We start from the raw sequence: 24417 nt of genomic DNA on the forward strand, positions 1-24417 counted from the left end.
CATGACTAAGTGAATAAATAGAATGTTTGTTTATTTAGTCATGATGATAAGTCAAATTATTGTCTTAAATTGTTCTTTAAAAAATTGGAAACAAGCTGAAAAACTGAGAGATTTTTCAAGTTCGTTAAAGCGGAAGTGATAACGAATACATTGAAAGTCTGAGTAGTTAAAAAATCTTAGCTGAACAAAAGCAGCTAAGTGTTTAGTTTAAAAACTAACGTCAAATGCGAAGTTTGAAAGAATAAGAACATTTGAGGTTGTATAGTTAAGTGACTAAGCGTACACGGTGGATGCCTTGGCAATCAGAGGCGAAGAAGGACGTGCTAATCTGCGAAAAGCTTGGATGAGTTGATAAGAAGCGTTTAATCCAAGATATCCGAATGGGGAAACCCACTAGATGAAGAATCTAGTATTTACTACTGAATACATAGGTAGTAAAGGCAAACCGGGAGAACTGAAACATCTAAGTACCCCGAGGAAAAGAAATCAACCGAGATTCTGTAAGTAGCGGCGAGCGAAAGCGGAAGAGCCTGTTAGTGATAGCAGTAGACACAGAAGAACGAGCTGGGAAGCTCGACTATAAAGGGTGATAGTCCCGTATTCGAAGTTTCAATTGTGGTACTAAGCTAACGATAAGTAGGGCGGGACACGAGAAATCCTGTTTGAAGATGGGGGGACCATCCTCCAAGGCTAAATACTCCTGATTGACCGATAGTGAACCAGTACTGTGAAGGAAAGGCGAAAAGAACCCCAGTGAGGGGAGTGAAATAGAACCTGAAACCGTGTACGTACAAGCAGTGGGAGCCTCTTAATGGGGTGACTGCGTACCTTTTGTATAATGGGTCAGCGACTTATATTTTGTAGCGAGGTTAACTGAATAAGGGAGCCGAAGGGAAACCGAGTCTTAACTGGGCGTTTGAGTTGCAAGGTATAGACCCGAAACCCGGTGATCTAGCCATGGGCAGGTTGAAGATTGGGTAACACTAATTGGAGGACCGAACCGACTAATGTTGAAAAATTAGCGGATGACTTGTGGCTGGGGGTGAAAGGCCAATCAAACCGGGAGATAGCTGGTTCTCCCCGAAATCTATTTAGGTAGAGCCTTGAGCGGACACCTTCGGGGGTAGAGCACTGTTTCGGCTAGGGGTCCATCCCGGATTACCAACCCGATGCAAACTGCGAATACCGAAGAGTGATACTCAGGAGACACACGGTGGGTGCTAACGTCCATCGTGGAGAGGGAAACAACCCAGACCGCCAGCTAAGGTCCCAAAGTACTAGTTAAGTGGGAAACGAAGTGGGAAGGCTTAGACAGCTAGGATGTTGGCTTAGAAGCAGCCACCATTTAAAGAAAGCGTAATAGCTCACTAGTCGAGTCGGCCTGCGCGGAAGATGTAACGGGGCTAAAACTAGTCACCGAAGCTGCGGCATCAGTAGAAATACTGTTGGGTAGGGGAGCGTTCTGTAAGCGGATGAAGCTGAATTGAGAAGTTTGGTGGACGTATCAGAAGTGCGAATGCTGACATAAGTAACGACAAAACGAGTGAAAAACTCGTTCGCCGGAAGACCAAGGGTTCCTGTCCAACGTTAATCGGGGCAGGGTGAGTCGGCCCCTAAGGCGAGGCTGAAAAGCGTAGTCGATGGGAAACGGGTTAATATTCCCGTACTTGGTATAACTGCGATGTGGGGACGGAGAAGGTTAGGTTATCAGACTGTTGGATGTCTGTTTAAGCCGGTAGGTGGGAATTTTAGGCAAATCCGGAATTCCGTTAACACCGAGAAGTGATGACGAGTCTCTACGGAGACGAAGTAACCGATACCACGCTTCCAGGAAAAGCCACTAAGCTTCAGGTTATACTAAACCGTACTATAAACCGACACAGGTGGTCAGGTAGAGAATACTCAGGCGCTTGAGAGAACTCGGGTGAAGGAACTAGGCAAAATAGCACCGTAACTTCGGGAGAAGGTGCGCCGGCGTAGATTGTAGAGATTTACTCTCGAAGGTTGAACCGGTCGAAGATACCAGCTGGCTGCAACTGTTTATTAAAAACACAGCACTCTGCAAACACGAAAGTGGACGTATAGGGTGTGATGCCTGCCCGGTGCTGGAAGGTTAATTGATGGTGTTATCGAAAGAGAAGCTCCTGATCGAAGCCCCAGTAAACGGCGGCCGTAACTATAACGGTCCTAAGGTAGCGAAATTCCTTGTCGGGTAAGTTCCGACCTGCACGAATGGCATAATGATGGCCAGGCTGTCTCCACCCGAGACTCAGTGAAATTGAAATCGCCGTGAAGATGCGGTGTACCCGCGGCTAGACGGAAAGACCCCGTGAACCTTTACTATAGCTTGACACTGAACATTGAATTTTGATGTGTAGGATAGGTGGGAGCCTTTGAAGCAGTCACGCCAGTGATTGTGGAGGCGTCCTTGAAATACCACCCTTTAACGTTTGATGTTCTAACGAAGATTGCGGAACGCGGTCTCGGACAGTGTCTGGTGGGTAGTTTGACTGGGGCGGTCTCCTCCCAAAGAGTAACGGAGGAGCACGAAGGTTTGCTAATCACGGTCGGACATCGTGAGGTTAGTGCAATGGTATAAGCAAGCTTAACTGCGAGACAGACAAGTCGAGCAGGTGCGAAAGCAGGTCATAGTGATCCGGTGGTTCTGAATGGAAGGGCCATCGCTCAACGGATAAAAGGTACTCCGGGGATAACAGGCTGATACCGCCCAAGAGTTCATATCGACGGCGGTGTTTGGCACCTCGATGTCGGCTCATCACATCCTGGGGCTGAAGTAGGTCCCAAGGGTATGGCTGTTCGCCATTTAAAGTGGTACGCGAGCTGGGTTTAGAACGTCGTGAGACAGTTCGGTCCCTATCTGCCGTGGGCGTTGGAGAATTGAGAGGGGCTGCTCCTAGTACGAGAGGACCGGAGTGGACGCATCACTGGTGTTCCAGTTGTCTCGCCAGAGGCATTGCTGGGTAGCTACATGCGGAAGAGATAAGTGCTGAAAGCATCTAAGCACGAAACTTGCCTCAAGATGAGTTCTCCCAGTCTATAAGACTGTAAGGGTTGTTGGAGACTACGACGTAGATAGGTCTGGTGTGTAAGTGGTGTGAGCCATTGAGCTAACGGATACTAATTACCCGAGAGGCTTAACTATACAACGCTCAAGTGTTTTTGGGCATGAAGCAAATAAATGCTAAAGAGAACTAAACTAAAAATCAGTAGCAGCTTGTTTCGAATTTAAAGTGCGAATAAAAAGCAGATAAAGAACAAAGAAAAAGATAGATAAAGACGAAGGCGATAGCCGAAGTCATCGACAGAATATTCTGGCGACCAGAGTGCTGTGGCTCTACCTGATTCCATTCCGAACTCAGAAGTAAAACGCAGTAACGCCGATGGTAGTGTGGGGTTTCCCCATGTGAGAGTAGGGCATCGCCAGATTGAATTTAGGGACCCTGTGGTTAGCGATAACCACGGGGTTTTTGCTTTTTTACAACGGACAACGCTGTTGTTTTATCTTCAGCCTCAATCTCAGTCTCAACCTCATTTTTATCTTTATTCAGCTTCTCCTTTCTCTCTTTTCCCTTCTTTCAACAGCCTCCATCACTGCAATTTGCAAAACAGAAGGGAAATTTGACCGCTTGTTTAGGATAAAAAAACGGCTAGAAATTAATTTCTAGCCGTTTCATTTTCTTACTTCATTATTTTGTTGGAGCTTGAGCAAGCAGTTTAGTCAATAATTTCCAATAAATCTCAACTGCAGGAATATGTACTTTCTCATCCGGTGAGTGAGCGTTACGGATGGTTGGTCCGATTGAGACTAAGTCCATATTTGGATAAACTTTTTTAATTAATCCGCATTCGAGACCTGCATGAATGACTTTAATTTTTGCTTCATAGCCTAAAACTTCATCATAAATTTTCTTCGTTAATGGTGTAATGATAGACGAAGTATCAGGTTCCCAACCCGGGTAATCTCCACTAAATTCAGCATGAGCACCAGTAAGCACAGCTAAAGAATTAATTTTTGCTCTAACTTCAGTTTTTCCACTTTCAATTAAAGAGCGAGCAAGGATCGTTGCTACTAATTCTTTATTTTCGATAGTCAATACACCGATGCTGAGAGATGTTTCAACAACATTTTTTACTACATCACTATTACGGATAATGCCGTTTGGCAAGAGATTAAGTAAATGAATAGCTTTTTGTGTTATTTCACTTGTTAAAATTTGTGTAGGAACGTTAGTTTCTTCTACAAGTAAAGTGAGATTTGGTTCAGCAAGTTTTAGTTCTGAGCTTAAAATTTCGGTTAATTGTGCTAAGCAAGCGGTAATTTTTGCTTGATTATTTGCATGGAATACAATCGTTGCCGAAGCCTCTCGAGGAATGGCATTTCGTACTGAGCCGCCTTTGATATCGGCTAATTGAAAATCTGACTGAGAGAGTGTCTCTGCTAGAATTCTTGATAACAATTTGATTGCATTCACTCGCGTTGTATGAATATCACATCCGGAATGTCCGCCTTGTAAACCTTTTAAGATAATATTTAGGGCTTTGTCAAATTGCGGATATTGATATTCAAGCGGGAGTGCTAAGTTGATGTTTTCTCCACCTGCGCAGCCGATATAAATTTCGCCATTATCTTCCGTATCGGTATTGATCATAATATTTGATGTTAACCAATTCGGACGTAAGCCTAATACGCCTTCCATGCCGACTTCTTCGCTCATCGTAAGTAATACTTCGATTTCCGGATGGGCAATGTCATTTGCTTCTAATACAGCCATACAAGATGCGAGGCCGATACCATTATCTGCGCCTAGTGTTGTACCTTTCGCTTTAACCCATTCTCCGTCAATATAAGGTTGGATAGGATCTTTTAGAAAGTCATGTTTTGTAGCGGCATTTGCTTGTGGAACCATATCTAAGTGAGCTTGTAAGGCGATAGCTTGGCGATTTTCCATGCCGGCTGTTGCAGGTTTACGAATTAATACATTGCCTGCTTCATCTCGCTCTGCAAATAGGTTTTTTGATTTTGCCCATTCTACGAGTGTATTCGCAAGTTGTTCTTCATGGTATGAGGGGTGTGGAATCGAGCACACTTTATCAAACCATTGCCATAGTAGAGTAGGAGAAAGATTTGAAATTTCAGACATAATAACCTCGTGAAAATAATATAGCGTTTAAGTTTTGGTAAAAAATTGCAAAAAATAGACCACTATTGATGAAGAATAACGGAAATGATAGCACGAAAGCGCTTTTTAGGTTAAAATAACGTAATTTTTTTATTCGGTGCCTTGTCACCGCTTTTTTTTATCTAGGATATTTTGTATGAGCGAAAAATACACAAACGAAAAATATGTTGTAACTTGGGATATGTTCCATATGCACGCGCGTAAACTGGCAGAGCGTCTTTTACCTGCATCGCAATGGAAAGGCATTATTGCGGTAAGTCGCGGTGGTTTATTCCCAGCTGCGGTACTTGCACGTGAATTAAGTATTCGCCATGTTGAAACCGTATGTATCTCTAGCTATGATCATGATGAACAAGGCGAATTAAAAGTATTACACGCTGCACAAACAGATGGCGAAGGTTTTATTGTTGTAGATGACTTAGTTGATACGGGTAATACCGCAAAAGAAATTCGTAAAATGTACCCGAAAGCAAAATTTGTAACCGTATTTGCTAAACCTGCCGGTGCGCCGTTAGTTGATGATTACGTAATTGATATCCCTCAAGAAACATGGATTGAGCAACCTTGGGATTTAGGTATCACATTCGTTCCACCTCTAGCACGTCAGTAATTAAGAGTGTCATAAAAATGGATAATTGAGAATAATGACTCAATTATCCATTTTTCCATTTTCTGTTTCTATTATTAATTAAATATTATGAGCTTAGGTAATCTTTATATTCTTTCGGCACCAAGTGGTGCTGGTAAATCTTCACTAATTAATGCGCTATTAGCTGACTTATCTCGCACGGAAGTTCAGCTTTCTATTTCTCATACTACGCGTAATCCTCGTCCTGGTGAAGAAGATAGCGTGCATTATTACTTTACTAATCATGCGGAATTTGAAGCGCTTATTGAAAAAGGACATTTTTTAGAATGGGCGGAAGTATTTGGGAATTATTACGGTACTTCTTTGCCTATGATTGAGAAAAGTTTAGAGAAAGGGATTGATGTTTTCTTAGATATTGATTGGCAAGGTGCGCGTCAAATTCGTCAAAAGCTTCCAAATGTAAAGACTATCTTTATTTTGCCGCCTTCTCGTGCAGAGTTAGAAAAACGTTTGTTTGGACGAGGACAAGATTCTGCGGAAACTATTGCAAAACGAATGGCAGAAGCAATTTCAGAGATGTCACATTATGATGAGTTTGATTATGTGATTGTTAATGATGATTTCCAGACTGCCCTAGGTGAGTTAAAAAGTATTTTAACTGCAGAGCGTTTGAAACTTGAAACTCAGACTCTTCGACATAAACAACTTATCGATCAATTACTTTCGGAATAATAAGCGGTCAAGTTTTGTAAAAGATTTCAAAAATGAATTGATCTTTATAGTAACTGGTAAGGAAACAGAGATTTCTTTAGAATATCCATTTCTCTATTATCCTCGTTTCAAGGAAATTGTATGAAACTTTCAAAATTAGCTTTAACACTTTCAGTTGTACTTGCATTGTCAGCTTGTTCAACGAATATGAGTAAAGACGGCTCTCTTGAACAAGCTCAAGCAACTTATCAACAATATCAAGAGATAACAAAACAATTTCAAATTAATGAACAGTGGTGGAAAGGTTATAATGATAGCCAACTTAACGCAGTTATAGACCAAGCGATTGCGAATAACGTAGATTTAGCTAAAAGCGCCATTGCTGTGAATAGAGCGCTTTATAACGCAAATTTAGTCGGTGCGAATTTAGTACCGACTTTTAGTGGTTCAGGTTCTACATCAGCGTCTAAAGGTGTAGGTTCAACTTCAAATCAAGTCTCAACTGGCATTTCTACCGTTTCGAATAATGCGGCATTTAATTTAAGTTATACGCTGGATTTATGGCGCCGTTTAGCCGATGCGACTAGTGCTGCGGAGTGGGAGCATAAAGCAACGATTGAAGATTTAAAATCTGCGCGTCTTTCCTTAATCAACTCAGTTGTAACGACTTACTACCAAATTGCTTACTACAAAGATGCGATCAATGTAATTGAACGTACGATTAAAAACTACGAACAAATTTCACGTATTTTAAATAATAAATTAGCGGCGGGTGCAATTGACCGTTTAGCGGTAGAACAAGCACAACAAGCAACATTAAATGCTCGTAATAACTTGATTGCTTATCGCACGAATTTAAAAACGGCGGAACAAACGTTACGTAATTTATTAAATTTAAAACCGGATCAATCATTACCGTCTCGCTACCCAAGTATTTTGAGCGTGAAATTACAAGGCGTTGATTTAAATGTGCCGGTTTCTGCCATTGCAAACCGTCCGGATGTAACCGCTCGTTTAAACCGCTTACAAAGTGCATTTAATAGTTTAACCGCTACGGAAAAAAGCTGGTTCCCAACCGTTACTTTAGGTGCTTCAATTTCCGGTAATGCCGCGAAAGCATATAATGTTGCTGATAATCCGGTTGGTAATGGTGTGATTTCATTTGATCTACCATTCTTAGATTGGAATCGTGTGAAAAATAACGTGAAAATTTCAGAGTCTGATTATATGACGGCAAAATTAAATTATGAGCAAACGTTAACAAGCGCATTGAATGAAATCGATACGCACTATTATGCTTATGAGCAAGCTCGTAGTAGCTATGCAACCTTACAAAAAGCGTATGAACATGATAAGCGAATTAGCACTTATTATAAAAATCGTTATGAACAAGGTGCATCAGAATTCCGCGAGTGGATTGGTGCAATGAACACCGAACTTAGTTCTCAGCTTTCGATTTTGAATCAGAAATATACGATTCTTTCAGGTGAGAATACGGTGTATCAATCAATGGCGGGTAAATATCTGCGTTAATAAAATAAAGCACGAAGAGCATTTTACTTTTCGTGCTTTTTTCTTATTTTTTGTTTTGTTCTGCCGCTCGCTTACGGCGAATTTCTTTCGGATCCGCAATTAATGGGCGGTAGATTTCAATTCGATCACCATTTTCCACCATATCGGTTAATTTTGCCGGACGACTAAAGATACCGACTTTATTGGTACGCAGATCGATCTCAGTATATTTTTCTAAAATACCAGATTGCAAAATCACATTTTGAATTGTGGTTGCACTATCAAGTGTGAGCTTTTTAAGGAAAAAACGTTCTGGATAGGCATAAGCAACTTCAACAATAATTTTTTCTGATTCAGACACCGTAAACCTCCTTGGCTCTCTGTTTAAACGCATTGACCATTTTTATGGTCATTTCGTTAAACACTTTCCCAAACACCATACCGACAACAGGATTCGAAAATTCGAATTCAAGTTGTAAGCTGATTTTACAGCTTTGTTCATCAAAGGGTTGGAATGTCCAAACACCTTGTAAATAACGAAATGGGCCTTTGATTAGCTTCATTTCAATACGCTCATTCGGGCGCATGGTATTATGTGTACTAAATGTTTGGCTAATACCTAATTTCTGAATATGTAATTCGGCTTCTAATTCGGTTTCACCACGACTGATAGTTTTAGTACCTACACAGCCGGATAAAAATTGCGGGTACTTTTCGTAGTCATTCACGAGCTGATACATTTGCTCAGCGCTATAAGCGACGAGGGATGATTGGTTTACTATTGGCATGATTTCTCTCTCAAATAAGCGGTCGTATTTTACTAAATTTTTGCATTTCTATAAAGAAACGCTTTTGACTTGTAAATAGACATTTTGCCCTTCTTTTAATGCCAATTCATCGAATGACCATAAGCTAATACTCGCCCATATTGTGTAGTTATCAACTAAGACGGCAATATCCACTCGTTCACTTTGCTCAATAATCTGCATAATTTTGCCTTGTAATATATTACGAATAGAACTTTGGTTCGGCTTTTCTAAGCTGATAGACACATCTTTGCTGGCAATAGTAATGCGTAATTTATCACCGATTTGATAATGCGGTGTTTCGTTGATCCAAATTTGTTGCGTACCAAGATTTAAGCCAACCATTTTGTAAGTGGGTTGGTAAGAATGAATCGTTAATTCTAATAAGCTAACCTTTTGTGAATCCGGTTGCCAAGCCATAAAAGCAGGGTGATGCCACACGTTAGTAACACTATCGAAAAGTGTAACTTTACCTTGTTCGAGCAAAATAAGGTTATCCGCCAAACGAATGATTTCATCTAAGCTATGGCTGACATATAAAATTGGGATTTCAATTTGGGCGGCAAGTTTGCTCAAATAATTCATTAATTCGTGCTTGCGTGGTAAATCAAGTGCGGATAATGGTTCGTCCATCAGTAATAATTGCGGTTCGCTTAATAACGCTCGACCGATCGCGACACGCTGCTTTTCACCGCCGGAAAGGCTAGCCGGAAAACGAGTGAGTAAATGCTCAATACCAAGTAATTGTACGATTTGCAAAAAATGAGTGGAATCCGACCGCTTGTAGCCGTATTTGAGGTTCTTTTCAACGGTATAGTGTGGAAAAAGTCGGTGTTCTTGAAATACATAGCCGATTTTTCGCTTTTCCGGAGCAAGGTTGAGCCCTTGCTCGCTATCGAATAAGGTTTGTTGATTAAGTCGGATATAGCCTTTTTGTGGTGTAGATAAACCTGCAACTAAGTTGATTAGACTCGATTTACCCGCACCGGAACGTCCAAAAATAGCGGTAACGCCTTTATTCGGAATATCTAACTTTACCGCTAACTCAAGTTGTCCGAGTGTCTGATGTAGATTTAATTGAAGCATAAGTTAATTTAGTAAACGTTTCTGCTTTTCAGCAAACCATTCGGAAGCAAACAGTGCAATTAAGGAAATCATAATCGAAACGGCACATAAACGTGCGGCAGCCAGTTCTCCGCCCGGTGTCTCGATAAAAGTAAAGAGTGCGGACGGAATGGTTTGGGTTTGATTCGGAATATTGGAGACAAAGGTGATTGTTGCCCCAAATTCGCCCAATGAACGGGCAAAGCCGAGTACCGCTCCGGCAATAATCCCCGAATAGGAAAGTGGTAACGTGAGGGTAAAAAAGACTTTTAACGGCGAAGCACCGAGGGTACGTGCGGCTTGTTCCAATTTCGGATCTACCGCATCTAATGTCAGGCGGATTGATCTAACCATCAACGGAAATGCCATAACCATTGAGGCGAGAACCGCACCTTTCCAAGAAAAACTGAATGAAAATTCAAACCATTGCCATAAATATTGACCGATTACACCTTTTTTTGCCATCGAAACCAATAATAAATAGCCAATAACCACTGGCGGTAATACAAGCGGCAGATGCACAATGCCGTTTAATAAGTTTTTACCCCAAAATTGTTTGCGAGATAATAACCAAGCGATAAATATGGCAAACGGTAGTGATACGACAACCGCCAGTAAAGCCACTTTCAAACTTAAGAAAATAGCATCAAGTTCTTGAGGGGTAAAATTGAACATTGCTTCAACCATAGATAAGCAGAAAAGGAATAGCGTTATCTATCCCTTTTGTCGAATTAATGAATCGGGTAAAAACCGGCAGCTTCAAATTTCGCTTTGGCTTTCGGCGTTTTTAGGAAATCTAAAAATGTTTTAGCTTGCACTTTATCGCTCACTGTCGCAGCCGGATAAATAACTTCACCATAGCTTTCGGTTGGAAAAACGGCGATCACTTTCACTTTATTAGAAACTTTCGCATCGGTAGAGTAAACAATACCGAGCGGCGATTCGCCTCGTTCGACAAACGAAAGTGCATCACGTACATTTTTGGCTCGGGCAAGTTTAGGCTCAATTTGCTGCCATAAGCCGTAATGTTCTAGCGCTTTTTTCGCATATTTGCCTGCCGGTACATGAGCCGGATCACCGATCGATAAATAATTATTTGCTAAAATTTTGTCAAAATCGACCGCTTGTATGTCGCTTGTTGTTAATGGACTATCTTTGGGAGCGATTAAAACAAGATCACTTTTAACCAAATGGAGAATATTTTGCGTTTTGGCGGGCTGCTTCTCTTTTAGATAGTCCATCCATTTCAGGTCGGCGGAAATAAACACATCTGCTGGCGCATCTTGTTCGATTTGTTTGGCTAATACCGAACTGGATGCAAAGGAAAATACTACTTTATCATCAGGATATTGCTTGGCAAAATCTTGATTGATTTCTTGTAATACATTGGTCATTGATGAAGCTGCAAAAACGGTAATATCCTTTGCCAATGCCAAGCTTGATGAAAAAAGTATACTACCGATTAGAAAAAGTTTTGTTAATGCTTTCATTAGGTCTCCTTTTATATAATTATGTAAAACAAGCGGTTTAATTTTTCGTATTTTTTGCAAGTCTACATAATTTATTTTAAGAACGTAGGCCAGTGCCTTTCTCTATCAATGAAAAAGCAAACCAATACAAAATAACGATAAAGCTACTCAATACTGAAAAGGTATAAACTACAGAAACATCTGTAATACCAAGAAATCCGTAGCGGAAACCGTTGATCATATACACAATTGGATTAAATTTTGAGATGGCTTGCCAAAATTCTGGTAATAGCGAAATAGAATAAAATACGCCGCCTAAATAAGTGAGAGGCGTGAGTACAAAGGTTGGAATTAAGCCCACATCATCGAAAGACTTAGCATATACCGCATTGATTAAACCACCTAATGCGAAGGTAATAGTTGTCATCAATAATGTTAATAAAATAATCGCCCACGAATGAATGTTGTAGGAGACGAAAAAGAGCGAAACTAGCATGACTAAAATGCCTGCCAATCCACCTCGAATAATACTTCCCGCAACATATCCCCAAATAATATCATGACTGGAGAGTGGCGAGACGAGCAATTCCTCATAGGTTTTAGTGAATTTACTCAGGAAAAATGACGATGCGCTATTAACATAAGAGGCGGTGATTGCCGTCATCATTACAAGTCCGGGTGCAATAAATTGCATATAGCTTACGCCGCTCATATCCCCGATACGACCGCCGATTAACTTTCCGAAAATCAGAAAGTAGAGCGTTGTGGTAATAATGGGCGGAACAAGCGTTTGTTTCCAAATACGAATCACTCTGCGTGATTCTTTGCCGGCAAGGGTGAGGAATCCTGTTAAATTCATTTTAATTCGCCATTTTCATAAACAATTCTTCTAAACGATTGGATTTGTTACGCATACTTGAGACTTCAAATCCTTGTGCTGCAATTTGTTGGAACAGGTTGGTTAAACCTTGTTCTCGCTGCACCTCAACTTCTAAAGTGTTCTCATCGAGCCATTTAAATGGATAGTGATTGATGACAAGCGGTTGATTTTCCAATTTTTTTTGCAAATCCAGCACGAAGGTTTCCGTTTCTAATTTGGCAAGCAAGGCTTTCATTGAAGTATTTTCAACCAATAAACCGTTTTGGATAATCCCGATATGACGGCAAAGATTTTCGGCCTCTTCCAAATAGTGAGTAGTTAAAATAATGGTTGTACCTTGTTGATTCAGTTCACGTAAGAAGTCCCATAAACTACGGCGTAACTCAATATCTACCCCAGCGGTAGGCTCATCTAAAATCAGCAATTTCGGGTTATGCATTAAAGCTCGGGCTATCATTACTCGGCGTTTCATGCCGCCGGAAAGCTCACGGGTAAAATGGCTTCGTTTTTCCCAAAGATCGAGTTTTTTCAACCAAATTTCAGCTCGAATTAAGGCTTCTTTATGTGAGATACCGTAATAACCGGCTTGTTGGGTTAGAACATCAATCACTTTTTCAAATTGGTTGAAGTTAAATTCTTGCGGTACAAGCCCGATTTGCTGTTTAAGCTGAATTTTTTGCGTATCAAGATCGTAACCGAATACTTTCACGCTACCGCCGGTTTTATTCACTAGAGAACTAATGATCCCAATGGTAGTTGATTTACCCGCACCGTTATGACCAAGCAATGCGTAAAAATCGCCTTGTTCTACGCTTAAATCGATACCTTTTACCGCTTGCACACCGGTCGGGTAGGTTTTGATAAGATTCGTGATTTCTAAAGCTTTCATTATTCTTTATTCTCTGCAACAGCTCGAATCGTGCTTTCGTCGATTTCCGCATCAAATGTTTGGCGTAACAACATTAATTTTTCATCATTAGTAAGTGCTTTTTTCGCTTCGAGCGTTAAATTTTCAAAAATTGCTCGGCGAATTTCAAGCGGTGTTTTATATTCAGCACTTTCGCCAATACTCAATTCATAGCTAAAGCCTTTTTCTTGTAAGGCTGTCGCTAGGCTTTGACGAGATTCTGCATTATCCAAATGTGCCATTGCTGGCTTGAGGATCAATTTAAGCTGTTCACCTTGTTTTTCGGCTAAATAGCTATTTAATGCCACTTGACGAGATAAACCACCGAGTTTTAATTCATTCACAATTTGGCACCATTCGTCTTGCTCGCAAGATAATGCGATTGTTTTTGCCACTAATTCCGGCGTACGCTCTTGCAAGATCGCTTGTTTGATATCGGATGGTTTAGTGCTTTCATTTTGGGTTTCTAATTCGGGATTGAGCCACGTCCAGCGATAATCTTCATCGCTTAACGGTTTTTCTGGTTGCTTTGCCGATTGAAGCCGAGCTTGCGTTTGTTGCTCAGTTGCCAAATTCATAAAACGCTCTTGTAAACTTGGCGTTTTTTGTGGATTTGGTCTGCTCGCCGATGAAATAGCCGGTTTAGCTAACTCAGACTTTTTTTTTTCGTTTTGAGTAAGTTGTGCCTGAGTTTGCTGTAATTGCTTACGGGCTTGCATTGCTGCAAGTGCCGGTGACACTGGCGCTAAATCGCTTTCAACTACACTTGCGGCGGGTTGCGGATAAGCGGTTGAATTTTCCGGCATTTTTGCAACAGGTTGTGTTGCAAAATTTTGAGCAGAATTAACCGCTTGCGGTGTGTGGTTTTGTGTTAGACGAGCTTTGAGCTGTTCAATATTTTGCTGCGGTGTATGCGATACAGTCGCTGTTGTTTGAACAACTTCTCTTACCGGTTGGCGATTAATTTCTTCAGTACGTTTAGGATGGAAAGCCAATGCACGTAAAATAGTCATTTCTACACCGGCACGTTGTTCCGGCGCAAATTCCAGTTCTTTTTTACCGCTGAGCATTAACTGATAGAAAAATTGTACGTCTTCAGGCGCAATTTGTTTTGCTAAAAAATGCAGCTGAGTTTGTTCCTGCCCACTATTTTTGAGCAACTGAAGCATCGCAATTTGGTGTAAAGTTTGGGCAATGTCCGAGAGTAGTTGTGACCAATCAACCCCTTTTTCAGCAACAGATTGAATAACTGACATTGCTTTTTCACCGTCTGCTTGGGCAAGTGCGGTGACTAATTCGATTGGCTGGTGATCATCAATTAAACCGAGCATTTGCTGTACGATTGGTAAGCTAATATTTGCATTACTTACTGCAATTGCCTGATCAGTTAAACTTAATGAGTCACGAATACTACCTTGGGCCGCTTTTGCTAGTTTTTCAATAGCAGCTGACTCGTAGGGAATATTCTCCTGTTGCAGGATAAATTCGAGATGGTTTGCGATCTGAGCTTGATCCAACGCACGCAAATGGAATTGCATACAACGGGATAAGATCGTGATCGGAAGTTTTTGTGGATCTGTCGTTGCCAGTAAGAACTTCACGTATTCAGGCGGTTCTTCAAGCGTTTTAAGTAGCGCATTAAAACTGTGACGCGAGAGCATATGCACTTCGTCAATCAGGTAAACTTTAAAGCGTCCGACTGTTGGTTTGTATTGAACGTTATCAAGCAGTTCACGGGTGTCTTCGACTTTGGTGCGTGAAGCCGCATCAATTTCAATCAGATCAATAAAGCGACCTTCTTCGATCGCTTTACAATTTGCGCATTCACCGCAAGGTGTGGCGGTGATACCGGTTTCGCAGTTTAAGCCTTTTGCAAATAGGCGTGCAATCGAGGTTTTACCTACACCACGCGTACCGGAAAACAGATAGGCGTGATGAAGTCTGCCTTCACGCAGACCATTCTCTAATGCTGATAAAACGTGTTGCTGTCCGACAACTTCAGAAAAACGTTGCGGACGCCATTTACGGGCTAAAACTTGATAACTCATTGCGACTCTTATTTGTTACGGAATAGTATTCCGTACTAAGAAATATTAATGACCGGCAAACTCAACTAATGTGAATGAATTGATGCCTTCTTTTTCTAGACGTTCTTTACCGCCTAAATCCGGTAACCAGATCACAAATGCAGCATGTTCTACTTTACCGCCTAAGCGACGAATTAATTTTGCCGTAGCGTCAATCGTACCGCCGGTTGCCAATAAATCGTCTACAACTAATACGTTGTCACTTTCTTTTACTGAATCTAAATGGATTTCCAGCGTATCTTCACCATATTCTAAAGAATAAGATTGTGAAATAACTTCACGAGGTAATTTTTTAGGTTTACGAACTAATACAAAAGGTACGCCCAACGCAAGCGCTACCGGTGCACCAAAGATAAAGCCGCGAGATTCTGTTCCAACGACTTTAGTAATACCTTTATCTTTAAATTCAGCAACGATCGCATCTACGGTTGCCTTGAATGCTTCCGGCACTTCTAATAATGAGGTAATGTCACGGAAAATAATACCTGCTTTCGGATAGTCAGGAATAGATTTGATAGATGATTTGATTAAATCTAATTGGTTCATGGTTAGACCTTAAAAAATAGCAAAATAACCTGAAGAATTTAGCAAAACTGAGCAAAATTACAAGGAAAATTTAAGGAAAGTCAGCAATTCGGCATCATTTTCAATGTGATTAGTATATTTCTTATATAAAAAATTATACAAATTTATTGATTGTATAGAATAAGTTATATATTCTGTATAAAAAATTCTACGGAGATACTATGAACCAAATTCTTATCCCTTATGTTTCGATGGCAGATATGTTAGTTGAAACGCTCGGAAAAAGTTGTGAAGTGGTTTTACATGATTTAAACCGCCCTGAGCATTCGGTTGTGTATGTTGCCGGCGATGTTACACATCGTAAACCGGGGCAGAATTTTGACCATTTGGTTAAGGAAGTGATGTTATCGGATAAGCTGAATAATAACTATGTAGCCAATTACTATTTTGAAGTCGAGGGTAAACTTATTCGTTCATCCACTCAACTGATTTTTGACCAAAACCAACAGCTGGTTGGTGCTTTATGTATCAACATTGACACAACACCGATTACTGAGCAAATCGCTTATTTAAATACCTTATTGCCTAACCTAAATCAGATAAAACAAACTGAGCAAACAGCTGAAACGGAAGAACTTCCGCTTTCTGCAATGGCAGAAAATTTAATGGATAAAATTTTAAACGGACAATCTGTTCAAACAATGTCTCGGGATGAAAAAATTGAAAAGATTCGTTTTATGGAACAAAAAGGCTTGTTTTTAATGAAAGGCAGTATTGAAAAAGCTGCTGAAAAATTAGGCGTAAATAAAGTGACCATTTATAGTTATTTAGATGAAGTAAGAGGAAAACGCTAATGGAAATTATTCTACCGAATCAAAGTAAAGGGCATTATTCACCGGCAATAAAATCCAACGGAATGTTGTATATATCGGGACAACTTCCATTTAATGCTGATGGGAAAATTGTTGGTGATATTGCCGCTCAAACTAAACAAGCTCTCGCTAATTTAGCTCAAGTACTCGCCGCTGCCGGTCTTAGTAGAAATGATGTTGTGCAATGCCGTGTGTATATTCCCGATGTAGCTTATTGGGATACGGTGAATCAAGTTTATGCTGATTTTTTCGGTTCACACAAACCTGCTCGTACTGTTGTACCTTGCGGTAATTTGCATTACAACGCACTTATCGAAATTGATGCGGTTGCCGAATTTGCTTAGGAGAATCAATATGAAATTTATCTGTAATCAATGCCAACAAATTGCGCCGGTATCTACTCGCCAAGCAAAATGTCAATGTGGCGGGTTATGGTCATTAGATTATCAGCCACCTAAATTTGATCTCAATCAGGTTGATCAGCATGAGTGGAGCTTATTTCGTTATCGAAAATTTATCGCTTTGCAAGATGAAAGTTGGCGTGATATTTCCTTGGGTGAGGGGATGACGCCGATAGTCCGCTTTGATGAAAATGTATTATTAAAAATGGATTACTTTATGCCAACGCTTTCCTTTAAAGACCGTGGTGCGGCGGTACTTATCAGTCATTGTAAGTCGATTGGTGTTGAATCGGTGGTACAAGATAGTAGTGGTAATGCAGGAAATAGTGTCGCAGCCTATTGCGCTAAAGCGGGTATTCAGTGTGAAATTTTTGTACCGGAAGGAACATCGCCGAAAAAAATTAATATGATTGAGGCGCATGGTGCTAAAGCTAATGTGATTAAAGGTAGCCGTGATCATTGTGCCGATGTATGTCGTGCTAAGGTTGAAAATGAGGGCGTTTATTATGCTAATCACGTGTATAACCCCTTCTTCTACGAAGGTACGAAAACCTATATTTATGAAACGTTTGAACAGCTCGGGCGGATTCCAAAACATATTGTCGTTCCGGTTGGAAACGGTACTTTGTTTATTGGTGTCATTAAAGGACTAGAACATTTGTTGGAAAGTGGCGTTATTGATGAAATGCCAACGATTATTGCATTACAAAGCGAATATTGTGATCCATTATTGCAAGCGGTCAAAAAAGGGCAAAAATTTGCAGAACAGGTTGAGATTAAGCCGACTATCGCCGAAGGTATTGCCATTGGACAGCCTATGCGAGCAAGTGAAATTTTAGCTTATGCGGAAAAATATGCGATTCGTTTTGTTCATGCACCGGAAGATAAAATTCTTGCGGCACGAAACGCTTTAGCCAAAAAAGGAATTTATTGTGAACATACTACCGCAGCCAACTATGCGGCTTATCTTCACTACTGTGAACTATATGGTACAGTAGAAGATTGCTTAATTACGATGTGTGGTGCTGGACTGAAATCAGATCATTAAATGAGGGAAATAATATGTCGGAAAAAACATTCGAAAATTTGACCGCACTTTTAGACCAATATCAAGCTCGTTATCGAGTAGTCCATCATACTAGTGCCGGTAAATCGGAAGAGGTTGCGAAAATTCGTGGTACGGAAATCGGGCAAGGGGCAAAAGCCTTGGTATGTAAAATCAAAGGAAATGGTGTAAAACAAGCAGTACTCGCTATTTTACCAGCCGATGAGCAGGCTGATTTAAATCAAATTGCCCAATACTTAGGTGGTACAAAGGCGTCTCTTGCTAGCCCTAAAGAAGTTGATGAACTTACAGATTGTGTATTTGGTGCAATTCCACCTTTTAGCTTTCATCCGGATCTTAAACTTATTGCAGATCCTAGTTTACTTAAACGCTATGCTGAACTTGCTTTTAACGCCGGTACGTTAGAATGTTCAATTATTTTAAATACGCAAGATTATGCACGTATTGTGCAGCCGATGTTAGTGAGTTTTGTGAAAAGAGATATATAGAAACTACTCGGTTTTAGATTAAATTTAATCGCTTTTATGTAACCAATTACATAATGTTAAAAAATACGAAAAAAAGACCGCTTGCTTTTGGCGGTCTTTATCAATCTATCCGATATCTTTAGCAAGATAATGCAGTACACCGCCAAAGACTTTTTCCAGATTTTCGGTAGTAAAGGTGGTTTCGGTTTTCCCGGCAGCAAGTAAGGTACGATTGATCATCAATACTTGATCGCAAAAGCTAGGCACGCTATTTAAATTGTGTGTTGAAACTAAAACTAAATGTCCTTCGCTACGCAGTTGCTGCAACAATTCAACGATGGCATTTTCGGTTTTGACATCAACACCGGTAAACGGCTCGTCCAGTAAAATAATCTGACTTTCTTGCGCCAATGCTCTAGCCAAAAATACACGCTTTTTCTGTCCGCCAGAAAGTTCACCGATTTGACGGTGTTGTAAATGGCAAATATCCACTCGTTCCATCGCTTGCATCACTTTTTGTTTATCAAGAGATGAAGGACGGCGTAGCAATCCCATATAGCCGTAGCGTCCCATCATAACGACATCGTAAACGGAAACAGGAAATTGCCAATCGACCTCTTCGCTTTGCGGCACATAAGAAACCAGATTCTGTTTCAAAGCTTGTTGAATTGGCATTTGGTTTAACAGGATTGTGCCGGTTTGAGGTTTGACTAATCCCATTAAACTTTTAAATAGCGTAGATTTACCACCGCCATTTACACCGATTAAGGCACAAATCGTACCGTTTTGCAGTTGGAAAGAAACATCATGTAAGGCTAAATGCCCGTTGTTATAACGGACACTTAGCTTTTCAACAGAAATAGAGGTTGGAATGGATGCCATATTATTTTTTGCTTTTTTCAAAACCGTCAACAATTGTGCTGATTGTCACTTTTAATAAATCCAAATAAGTCGGTACAGCGCCGTCTTTGGTTGAAAGTGAATCAACATATAACACACCGCCGTATAATGCGCCGGTTTCTTTAGCAACTTGTTTCGCCGGTTTATCCGATACGGTACTTTCGCTGAAAACGACAGGAATGTGATTTGCTTTTACGCCGTCAATTACTTTTTTCACTTGTTGCGGTGAGCCTTGTTCTTCAGCATTGATTGCCCATAGATAAAGCTCTTTTAATTGGTAGTCTTGTGCTAAATAACTGAATGCGCCTTCACTGGTTACTAACCAACGTTGTGCTTCCGGAATAACGGATAGACGTTGGCGTAGAGGCTCTGCAATTGCTTTTACTTTTTCAGCGTAAGCTTTAGCATTTTGGTTATAGCTTTCGGCATTGTTCGGATCGTATTTCACTAAAGCGGCACGAATATTTTCAATATATTGCAATGCGTTAGCTGATGACATCCAAGCATGCGGGTTCGGTAAGTTTTTATATTCACCTTCGGTAATTGCAATTGGTGTGATGCCTTCGGTCACAACAACGGCCGGTTTACCTTTTACGTTTTCAAAGAAACGCTCGAACCAACGTTCTAAATTCATACCGTTCCATAAGATAAGATCCGCTTTTTGTGCTTTAGCAATATCTTTAGGTGTCGGTTGGTAGTCATGAATTTCAGCACCGGGTTTGGTGATGGATTCCACAATTGCTTTATCACCCGCTACATTTTGTGCAATATCTTGAATAACGGTAAATGTTGTGACGACTTTGAATGGTGCTGCCATAGTGAGTGTTGCGCTTAAACCTAATGCAGCCACAAATGCGTGTCTTAAAAATGAAAGTTTCATAGTTTCTCCTTTTATCATGAATTTTCATTTATGATGAAATTGAGAATAAATCTCAATTAATAATAATTATAAACATTTTATGGGTTTAGGTAAACCGGCAATTTTGGTTGCTTGTTTTGCCGGGCCGTCAGGAAATAAACGTTGTAAATAACGGCTATTTCCTTTCTCTTCGCCGAATTTTTGTGCCATCGCTTTAACTAGCATTCGGATTGCAGGTGAGGTTTTGTATTCTTGATAGAAATCACGTACTAGAAAGATAATTTCCCAGTGTTCATTTGTCAGAACAATTTGTTCTTTCTTTGCAATTTCAATCGCAAGCGCTTCTGACCAATCATCAAGGTTAGTTAAGTAACCTGAAGCATCTGTCGGATATTTTTGTTCGTTTAATTCAATGTAATACATAAAAAAATAAAAAGTGCCACAGGTGTGGCACTTACTCTCTCAAATTTATTTTAGATTAATCGTCACTACCTAATACACCGAAGATTTGTAATAGGCTTAAGAATAGGTTGTATAGAGATACGTATAAATCCACTGTCGCACGGATATAATTCGTTTCGCCACCGTGAATAATATTGCTTGTACCAAGTAAAATCGCACCGCTTGAGAACACCACAAATAATGCACTCATTGCAAGGCTTAATGCCGGAATTGCTAAGAAAATATTTGCGATGATGCCAACAAGTAAGACAACAAATAATGCCATCATCATACCTGATAAGAATGACATATCTTTCTTAGTTGTAAGTACATAAGCCGAACAAGCGAAAAATACTAATGCAGTCGCTCCTAATGCAAGTGCAATCACATCACCTAAACCTGCACCGATATAACGATTTAAAATCGGTCCTAAGGTGTAACCTAAGAAGCCGGTTAAAGCAAATACGCTTAAAATACCTGCACCGCTATTCGCAGTCGCATTAGTTAGGAATAATAAACCGTAGAAGCCGATTAATAATCCCCACCATGGTAATGCCGGTGCATTCATTGACATTGCCACAAAAGCAATTACTGCTGAAAAGGCTAATGTCATTGAAAGTAATAAATAAGTATTACGTAATACTTTGTGAGTGCTGAGTAACGATTCACCGCTTGCTGCACCGCTAATTACACGATTTTCCATATTGTTTCCTTTAAGTTGAACAAAATTGCAATTTATGTATGGACAAACTTCCATAAATCAAGTGTAAATTAGCGGCAATTTTGCCTAAAGTCAATTGACTTTATCTGTGCAATAGTTAAAAATTTTCTCATGAGTGTGGTACACTTGAAAGACCAAACATTTACTTTGCAAGCACTTCTATATGAAACTAAATTTTCCTACCTATTTAACCTTATTTCGGGTAATTCTAATCCCTTTATTTGTGATTGCTTTTTATTTACCAGCCGGTTGGTATGCGCCTGAAATTTCAACGCTTATTTTCTTTATTGCTTCTATTACGGATGCCTTTGACGGTTATTTAGCTCGTAAATGGAACCAGACTACACGCTTAGGGGCATTTTTAGATCCTGTTGCGGATAAAGTGTTAGTTGCAGTGGCATTGGTTTGTGTAGTGGAATATTATCATACGTGGTGGATTACCATTCCGGCTGCGATTATGATTGCTCGAGAAATTATTATTTCCGCATTAAGAGAGTGGATGGCGGAGCTCGGAGAGCGGGCGAGTGTAGCGGTTTCAGTGTGGGGCAAATTTAAGACAACAGCACAAATGTTAGCGCTTGGCGGAATGTTATGGAGGTTTAATTTAGCGATGGAAATACTCGCTTGGATTCTTCTTTATATTGCTGCTGGGCTTACACTTTGGTCTATGATTCAATATCTGAAAGCGGCTAAGGGTAGTCTGTTGAAGTCATAATAATAATTTAGAGAAATTGAGGCAGGATAATATCCTGCCTTTTTGTTTATATGTGTTATTAATTGAAATGATAATTATTTTCATTTAAAATAAAATTGAAATTTTTATTTTAAAGGAGACAAATAATGCATAAACATAAAAAAACAATCTTTCAATTAAGCTTAATCAGCTTAGCTGTTAGTGGCTATGCATCGGCTAATCAAGCGAATTTAGATACCGTAGAAGTTCAAGCACAACCTACCGTAAACCATACTCGAAATATTAGTAATTTGCGTGAATTATTAGCTAATCGCACCGATGTTAATATCGGTGGCGGTAGTGTTTCCGCACAATATATTTCGATTCGAGGAGCCGGACAAGATCGTATTGGTATGGTCGTTGATAATACCTCAACCAATACTCAACAGTGGTATCACCAAGGTCGTTTCCAATTAGATCCTTCTATGGTGAAATCAATTAAAGTGGATAAAGGTGCGGGGGCTGCGAGTGCCGGTATTGGTATGACGGATGGCGTTATTCGTGCTGAAACCGTTTCAGCTAAGGATTTACTCAAAAACGGCAACACTTTTGGGGCAAGAATCGGTTCGGAATATAATAGTAACCGAGGGGTTAACGGCTCTCTTTCGCTATATGGACAAGCGGATAACCTAGATATCTTGTTATTAGGAAGCTGGGGAAATGATAAAAATTATAAAGCCGGGCGAGGTTATTCCGATAAGGTGAATACAAATAGTCGTGTTGTAAATAATACCGCTCGCCGCCAAGGTAATTATTTAGCCAAGTTTGGTTATGATCTTACGGAAAAACACCGAATTGGAGCAAGCTTCCGTCAGGAAACCTTCTATGGTAATGGACAAGATCGTTTTGAAATGATTTTTAATGGGCGTCCTGTCAATGCGAATACGACAAAGCGTACTTATAATTTAGAGTATACGGGGAAAGATTTCGGCTTAGTGAGAGATATTCAGGCGAATGCGTTTTATATTGATGGAAGAGACCAACGTGAAGATTATCAAAAAGATAAATTGACGGGTTATCAACGCCATTCTAAAACAGAAACTAGTGGTGCTAATTTAGCACTTACCAGTGAGTTAAATAATGAACATCTGCTGAAGTATGGTGTGAATCTTCGTAAAGAGCAGACGAGTAGTCAAAACTCATTCGGTAATATTAAAGGTGAACAAAAATCTGAATATGGGTTATATGCTGAAGGTATTTGGTCTTTAGGCAAAGCGCTCACTTTAACAACGGGCTTACGTTATGATCACTATACTTTAGATACGGCAGGTAAAGTAGATAAAAAAGGGGCACCAATTGCCGGTAAGAAGTCGGTATCCGATAGTAAACTCAACCCAAGTTTGGGATTAATTTGGGACGTTACGCCGAATTTTGCTTTAAATGCAAAATTAAATTATGCAAGTCGTAGCCCTATTTTAGCTTCCGCTTATACAGTTACTGATAACCGAGGTTCATTAGATAAAGCAAGAGGATTACGCTTTGTGGATCCTAATTTGAAGACTGAGGATGCACGTTTAGCGGAAGTCGGTTTTGAATGGAAATATGCTGACTTTAATGTGAAAGGCAGTGTGTTTGAACAAAGAGTGAAAAACTTCTATCAATCGAAAGACAGCATCATTAGCAATGCGGGAACGTTAAACACTAAAGGTTATGAAGCGGAATTAGATTATCAATGGAATGCTTTAAAATTAACCGCCGGCGTAGCTTATGCGGATCCTAAGGCAGATTTTGCACTTTCTAACGATCCGCTAAATGTTATTCCTCAAGGTCGCCAATGGAGTACAGGCGTGTCTTATAAATTTGCGGAGCCAAGTTTAGAACTTGGATGGTTGGGTCGTTATGCGCAATCTAAAGAATATCAAACTGGCTCAGGTGCAAAAGCAGAAACGAAAAAACGTATCGGATACGGTGTACATGATATTTTTGTTAACTGGCAGCCACTTAACCAAGATAACTTTAATGTGAATTTCACGGTTAAAAACATTGGTAACAAGTTCTATCGTAGCCATAGCCAAAGAAATAATGCTGTGACACCGCCAAGCCCAGGGCGTGAATTTAAATTGGGTATGAACTATAGCTTCTAAGAAATTAGTGTTTGGCTAAATCCATTTGCAAAAGCGGTTATAAATATAACCGCTTTTTTGTTTCTATCTAGTGTACTTTATA

General features: G+C 40.1%; 23 protein-coding genes and 2 rRNA genes. 11 read left to right on the plus strand and 14 right to left on the minus strand.

What is annotated here, in order from left to right; all coding sequences use genetic code 11:
- Nucleotides 1–263: 263 nt before the first annotated feature.
- Together EL121_RS08850 and rrf are read left to right on the plus strand one after the other, a co-directional pair.
- Nucleotides 264–3163, plus strand: a 23S ribosomal RNA gene (locus EL121_RS08850).
- Between the two features lie 168 nt (nucleotides 3164–3331).
- Nucleotides 3332–3447 (plus strand): 5S ribosomal RNA (gene rrf, locus EL121_RS08855).
- Nucleotides 3448–3707: 260 nt separating this feature from the next.
- Here the strand turns inward: rrf and EL121_RS08860 are convergent.
- Entirely contained in the window at nucleotides 3708–5162 is a 1455-nt protein-coding gene (locus EL121_RS08860) for an aminoacyl-histidine dipeptidase (protein ID WP_039196231.1), read from the minus strand.
- A gap of 175 nt (nucleotides 5163–5337) precedes the next feature.
- On the opposite strand from EL121_RS08860, the gene gpt reads away from it, so the two are divergent.
- The 3 genes from gpt (at nucleotide 5338) to tdeA (ending at nucleotide 8034) form a co-directional block, all read left to right on the plus strand.
- Nucleotides 5338–5811: a xanthine phosphoribosyltransferase gene (gene gpt, locus EL121_RS08865; protein WP_018652559.1), complete on the plus strand. Its 474-nt coding sequence runs from the start codon at nucleotides 5338–5340 to the stop codon at nucleotides 5809–5811.
- An 87-nt stretch (nucleotides 5812–5898) separates the two neighbouring features.
- Nucleotides 5899–6522 carry a guanylate kinase gene (gmk, locus tag EL121_RS08870; RefSeq protein WP_039196232.1) on the plus strand — a complete coding sequence of 208 codons (624 nt, stop codon included), beginning with the start codon at nucleotides 5899–5901 and terminating at the stop codon, nucleotides 6520–6522.
- 120 nt (nucleotides 6523–6642) lie between these two features.
- Complete coding sequence (gene tdeA, locus EL121_RS08875; protein ID WP_039196235.1) at nucleotides 6643–8034, plus strand: toxin/drug exporter TdeA; 1392 nt, start codon at nucleotides 6643–6645, stop codon at nucleotides 8032–8034.
- 43 nt (nucleotides 8035–8077) lie between these two features.
- Here the strand turns inward: tdeA and EL121_RS08880 are convergent, their stop codons facing one another.
- The 9 genes from EL121_RS08880 to apt form a co-directional block, all read right to left on the minus strand.
- Nucleotides 8078–8407, minus strand: a complete 330-nt coding sequence (locus EL121_RS08880; protein ID WP_052190372.1) for an RnfH family protein — start codon at nucleotides 8405–8407, stop codon at nucleotides 8078–8080.
- Nucleotides 8367–8801: a type II toxin-antitoxin system RatA family toxin gene (locus EL121_RS08885; RefSeq protein ID WP_039196239.1), complete on the minus strand. Its 435-nt coding sequence runs from the start codon at nucleotides 8799–8801 to the stop codon at nucleotides 8367–8369. Before EL121_RS08885 ends, EL121_RS08880 begins: the two co-directional genes overlap by 41 nt.
- 48 nt (nucleotides 8802–8849) lie before the next feature.
- The gene (gene modC / locus EL121_RS08890) at nucleotides 8850–9905 is read right to left on the minus strand and encodes a molybdenum ABC transporter ATP-binding protein ModC (RefSeq protein WP_039196241.1); all 1056 of its coding nucleotides are present in this window, start codon (nucleotides 9903–9905) and stop codon (nucleotides 8850–8852) included.
- A 3-nt stretch (nucleotides 9906–9908) separates the two neighbouring features.
- On the minus strand, nucleotides 9909–10598 hold the full coding sequence (modB, locus tag EL121_RS08895; protein WP_039198940.1) for a molybdate ABC transporter permease subunit: 690 nt from the start codon (nucleotides 10596–10598) through the stop codon (nucleotides 9909–9911).
- Between the two features lie 56 nt (nucleotides 10599–10654).
- The gene (modA, locus tag EL121_RS08900; protein WP_039196243.1) at nucleotides 10655–11413 is read right to left on the minus strand and encodes a molybdate ABC transporter substrate-binding protein; all 759 of its coding nucleotides are present in this window, start codon (nucleotides 11411–11413) and stop codon (nucleotides 10655–10657) included.
- Nucleotides 11414–11489: 76 nt separating this feature from the next.
- Nucleotides 11490–12251 carry an ABC transporter permease gene (locus tag EL121_RS08905; protein WP_039196245.1) on the minus strand — a complete coding sequence of 254 codons (762 nt, stop codon included), beginning with the start codon at nucleotides 12249–12251 and terminating at the stop codon, nucleotides 11490–11492.
- A gap of 1 nt (nucleotide 12252) precedes the next feature.
- On the minus strand, nucleotides 12253–13161 hold the full coding sequence (locus EL121_RS08910) for an ABC transporter ATP-binding protein (protein ID WP_039196246.1): 909 nt from the start codon (nucleotides 13159–13161) through the stop codon (nucleotides 12253–12255).
- A complete protein-coding gene (gene dnaX, locus EL121_RS08915) occupies nucleotides 13161–15227 on the minus strand; it encodes a DNA polymerase III subunit gamma/tau (RefSeq protein ID WP_039196248.1) in 2067 nt (688 codons plus the stop codon). The genes EL121_RS08910 and dnaX overlap by 1 nt, the downstream gene beginning before the upstream one ends.
- 45 nt (nucleotides 15228–15272) lie before the next feature.
- Nucleotides 15273–15812 carry an adenine phosphoribosyltransferase gene (apt, locus tag EL121_RS08920; protein ID WP_014991082.1) on the minus strand — a complete coding sequence of 180 codons (540 nt, stop codon included), beginning with the start codon at nucleotides 15810–15812 and terminating at the stop codon, nucleotides 15273–15275.
- A gap of 200 nt (nucleotides 15813–16012) precedes the next feature.
- Between apt and EL121_RS08925 the strand changes: the two genes are divergently transcribed.
- The 4 genes from EL121_RS08925 to EL121_RS08940 are packed head-to-tail and all read left to right on the plus strand — an operon-like array spanning nucleotide 16013 to nucleotide 18618.
- The gene (locus tag EL121_RS08925; RefSeq protein ID WP_039196249.1) at nucleotides 16013–16645 is read left to right on the plus strand and encodes a helix-turn-helix transcriptional regulator; all 633 of its coding nucleotides are present in this window, start codon (nucleotides 16013–16015) and stop codon (nucleotides 16643–16645) included.
- Nucleotides 16645–17007 carry a RidA family protein gene (locus EL121_RS08930; RefSeq protein WP_039196251.1) on the plus strand — a complete coding sequence of 121 codons (363 nt, stop codon included), beginning with the start codon at nucleotides 16645–16647 and terminating at the stop codon, nucleotides 17005–17007. Before EL121_RS08925 ends, EL121_RS08930 begins: the two co-directional genes overlap by 1 nt.
- Nucleotides 17008–17017: 10 nt before the next feature.
- Entirely contained in the window at nucleotides 17018–18112 is a 1095-nt protein-coding gene (locus tag EL121_RS08935; RefSeq protein WP_039196253.1) for a threonine synthase, read from the plus strand.
- Nucleotides 18113–18126: 14 nt separating this feature from the next.
- Nucleotides 18127–18618 carry a YbaK/prolyl-tRNA synthetase associated domain-containing protein gene (locus EL121_RS08940; protein WP_039196255.1) on the plus strand — a complete coding sequence of 164 codons (492 nt, stop codon included), beginning with the start codon at nucleotides 18127–18129 and terminating at the stop codon, nucleotides 18616–18618.
- A 105-nt stretch (nucleotides 18619–18723) separates the two neighbouring features.
- Here EL121_RS08940 and EL121_RS08945 read toward each other — a convergent pair whose 3' ends face one another.
- From EL121_RS08945 to EL121_RS08960, 4 genes are all read right to left on the minus strand, one after another.
- Complete coding sequence (locus tag EL121_RS08945) at nucleotides 18724–19479, minus strand: metal ABC transporter ATP-binding protein (RefSeq protein ID WP_039196257.1); 756 nt, start codon at nucleotides 19477–19479, stop codon at nucleotides 18724–18726.
- Between the two features lies 1 nt (nucleotide 19480).
- The gene (locus EL121_RS08950; protein ID WP_039196259.1) at nucleotides 19481–20377 is read right to left on the minus strand and encodes a metal ABC transporter substrate-binding protein; all 897 of its coding nucleotides are present in this window, start codon (nucleotides 20375–20377) and stop codon (nucleotides 19481–19483) included.
- 66 nt (nucleotides 20378–20443) lie between these two features.
- The gene (locus EL121_RS08955) at nucleotides 20444–20779 is read right to left on the minus strand and encodes a TusE/DsrC/DsvC family sulfur relay protein (protein WP_039196261.1); all 336 of its coding nucleotides are present in this window, start codon (nucleotides 20777–20779) and stop codon (nucleotides 20444–20446) included.
- Between the two features lie 55 nt (nucleotides 20780–20834).
- On the minus strand, nucleotides 20835–21500 hold the full coding sequence (locus tag EL121_RS08960; RefSeq protein WP_039196263.1) for a Bax inhibitor-1 family protein: 666 nt from the start codon (nucleotides 21498–21500) through the stop codon (nucleotides 20835–20837).
- A gap of 181 nt (nucleotides 21501–21681) precedes the next feature.
- On the opposite strand from EL121_RS08960, the gene pgsA reads away from it, so the two are divergent.
- Together pgsA and EL121_RS08970 are read left to right on the plus strand one after the other, a co-directional pair.
- Nucleotides 21682–22233: a CDP-diacylglycerol--glycerol-3-phosphate 3-phosphatidyltransferase gene (gene pgsA, locus EL121_RS08965; RefSeq protein ID WP_039196265.1), complete on the plus strand. Its 552-nt coding sequence runs from the start codon at nucleotides 21682–21684 to the stop codon at nucleotides 22231–22233.
- Nucleotides 22234–22358: 125 nt separating this feature from the next.
- The gene (locus EL121_RS08970) at nucleotides 22359–24335 is read left to right on the plus strand and encodes a TonB-dependent receptor domain-containing protein (protein WP_039196267.1); all 1977 of its coding nucleotides are present in this window, start codon (nucleotides 22359–22361) and stop codon (nucleotides 24333–24335) included.
- Nucleotides 24336–24417: the final 82 nt, after the last annotated feature.

Source organism: Actinobacillus equuli (assembly GCF_900636745.1).
Classification (GTDB): Bacteria; Pseudomonadota; Gammaproteobacteria; order Enterobacterales; family Pasteurellaceae; genus Actinobacillus; species Actinobacillus equuli.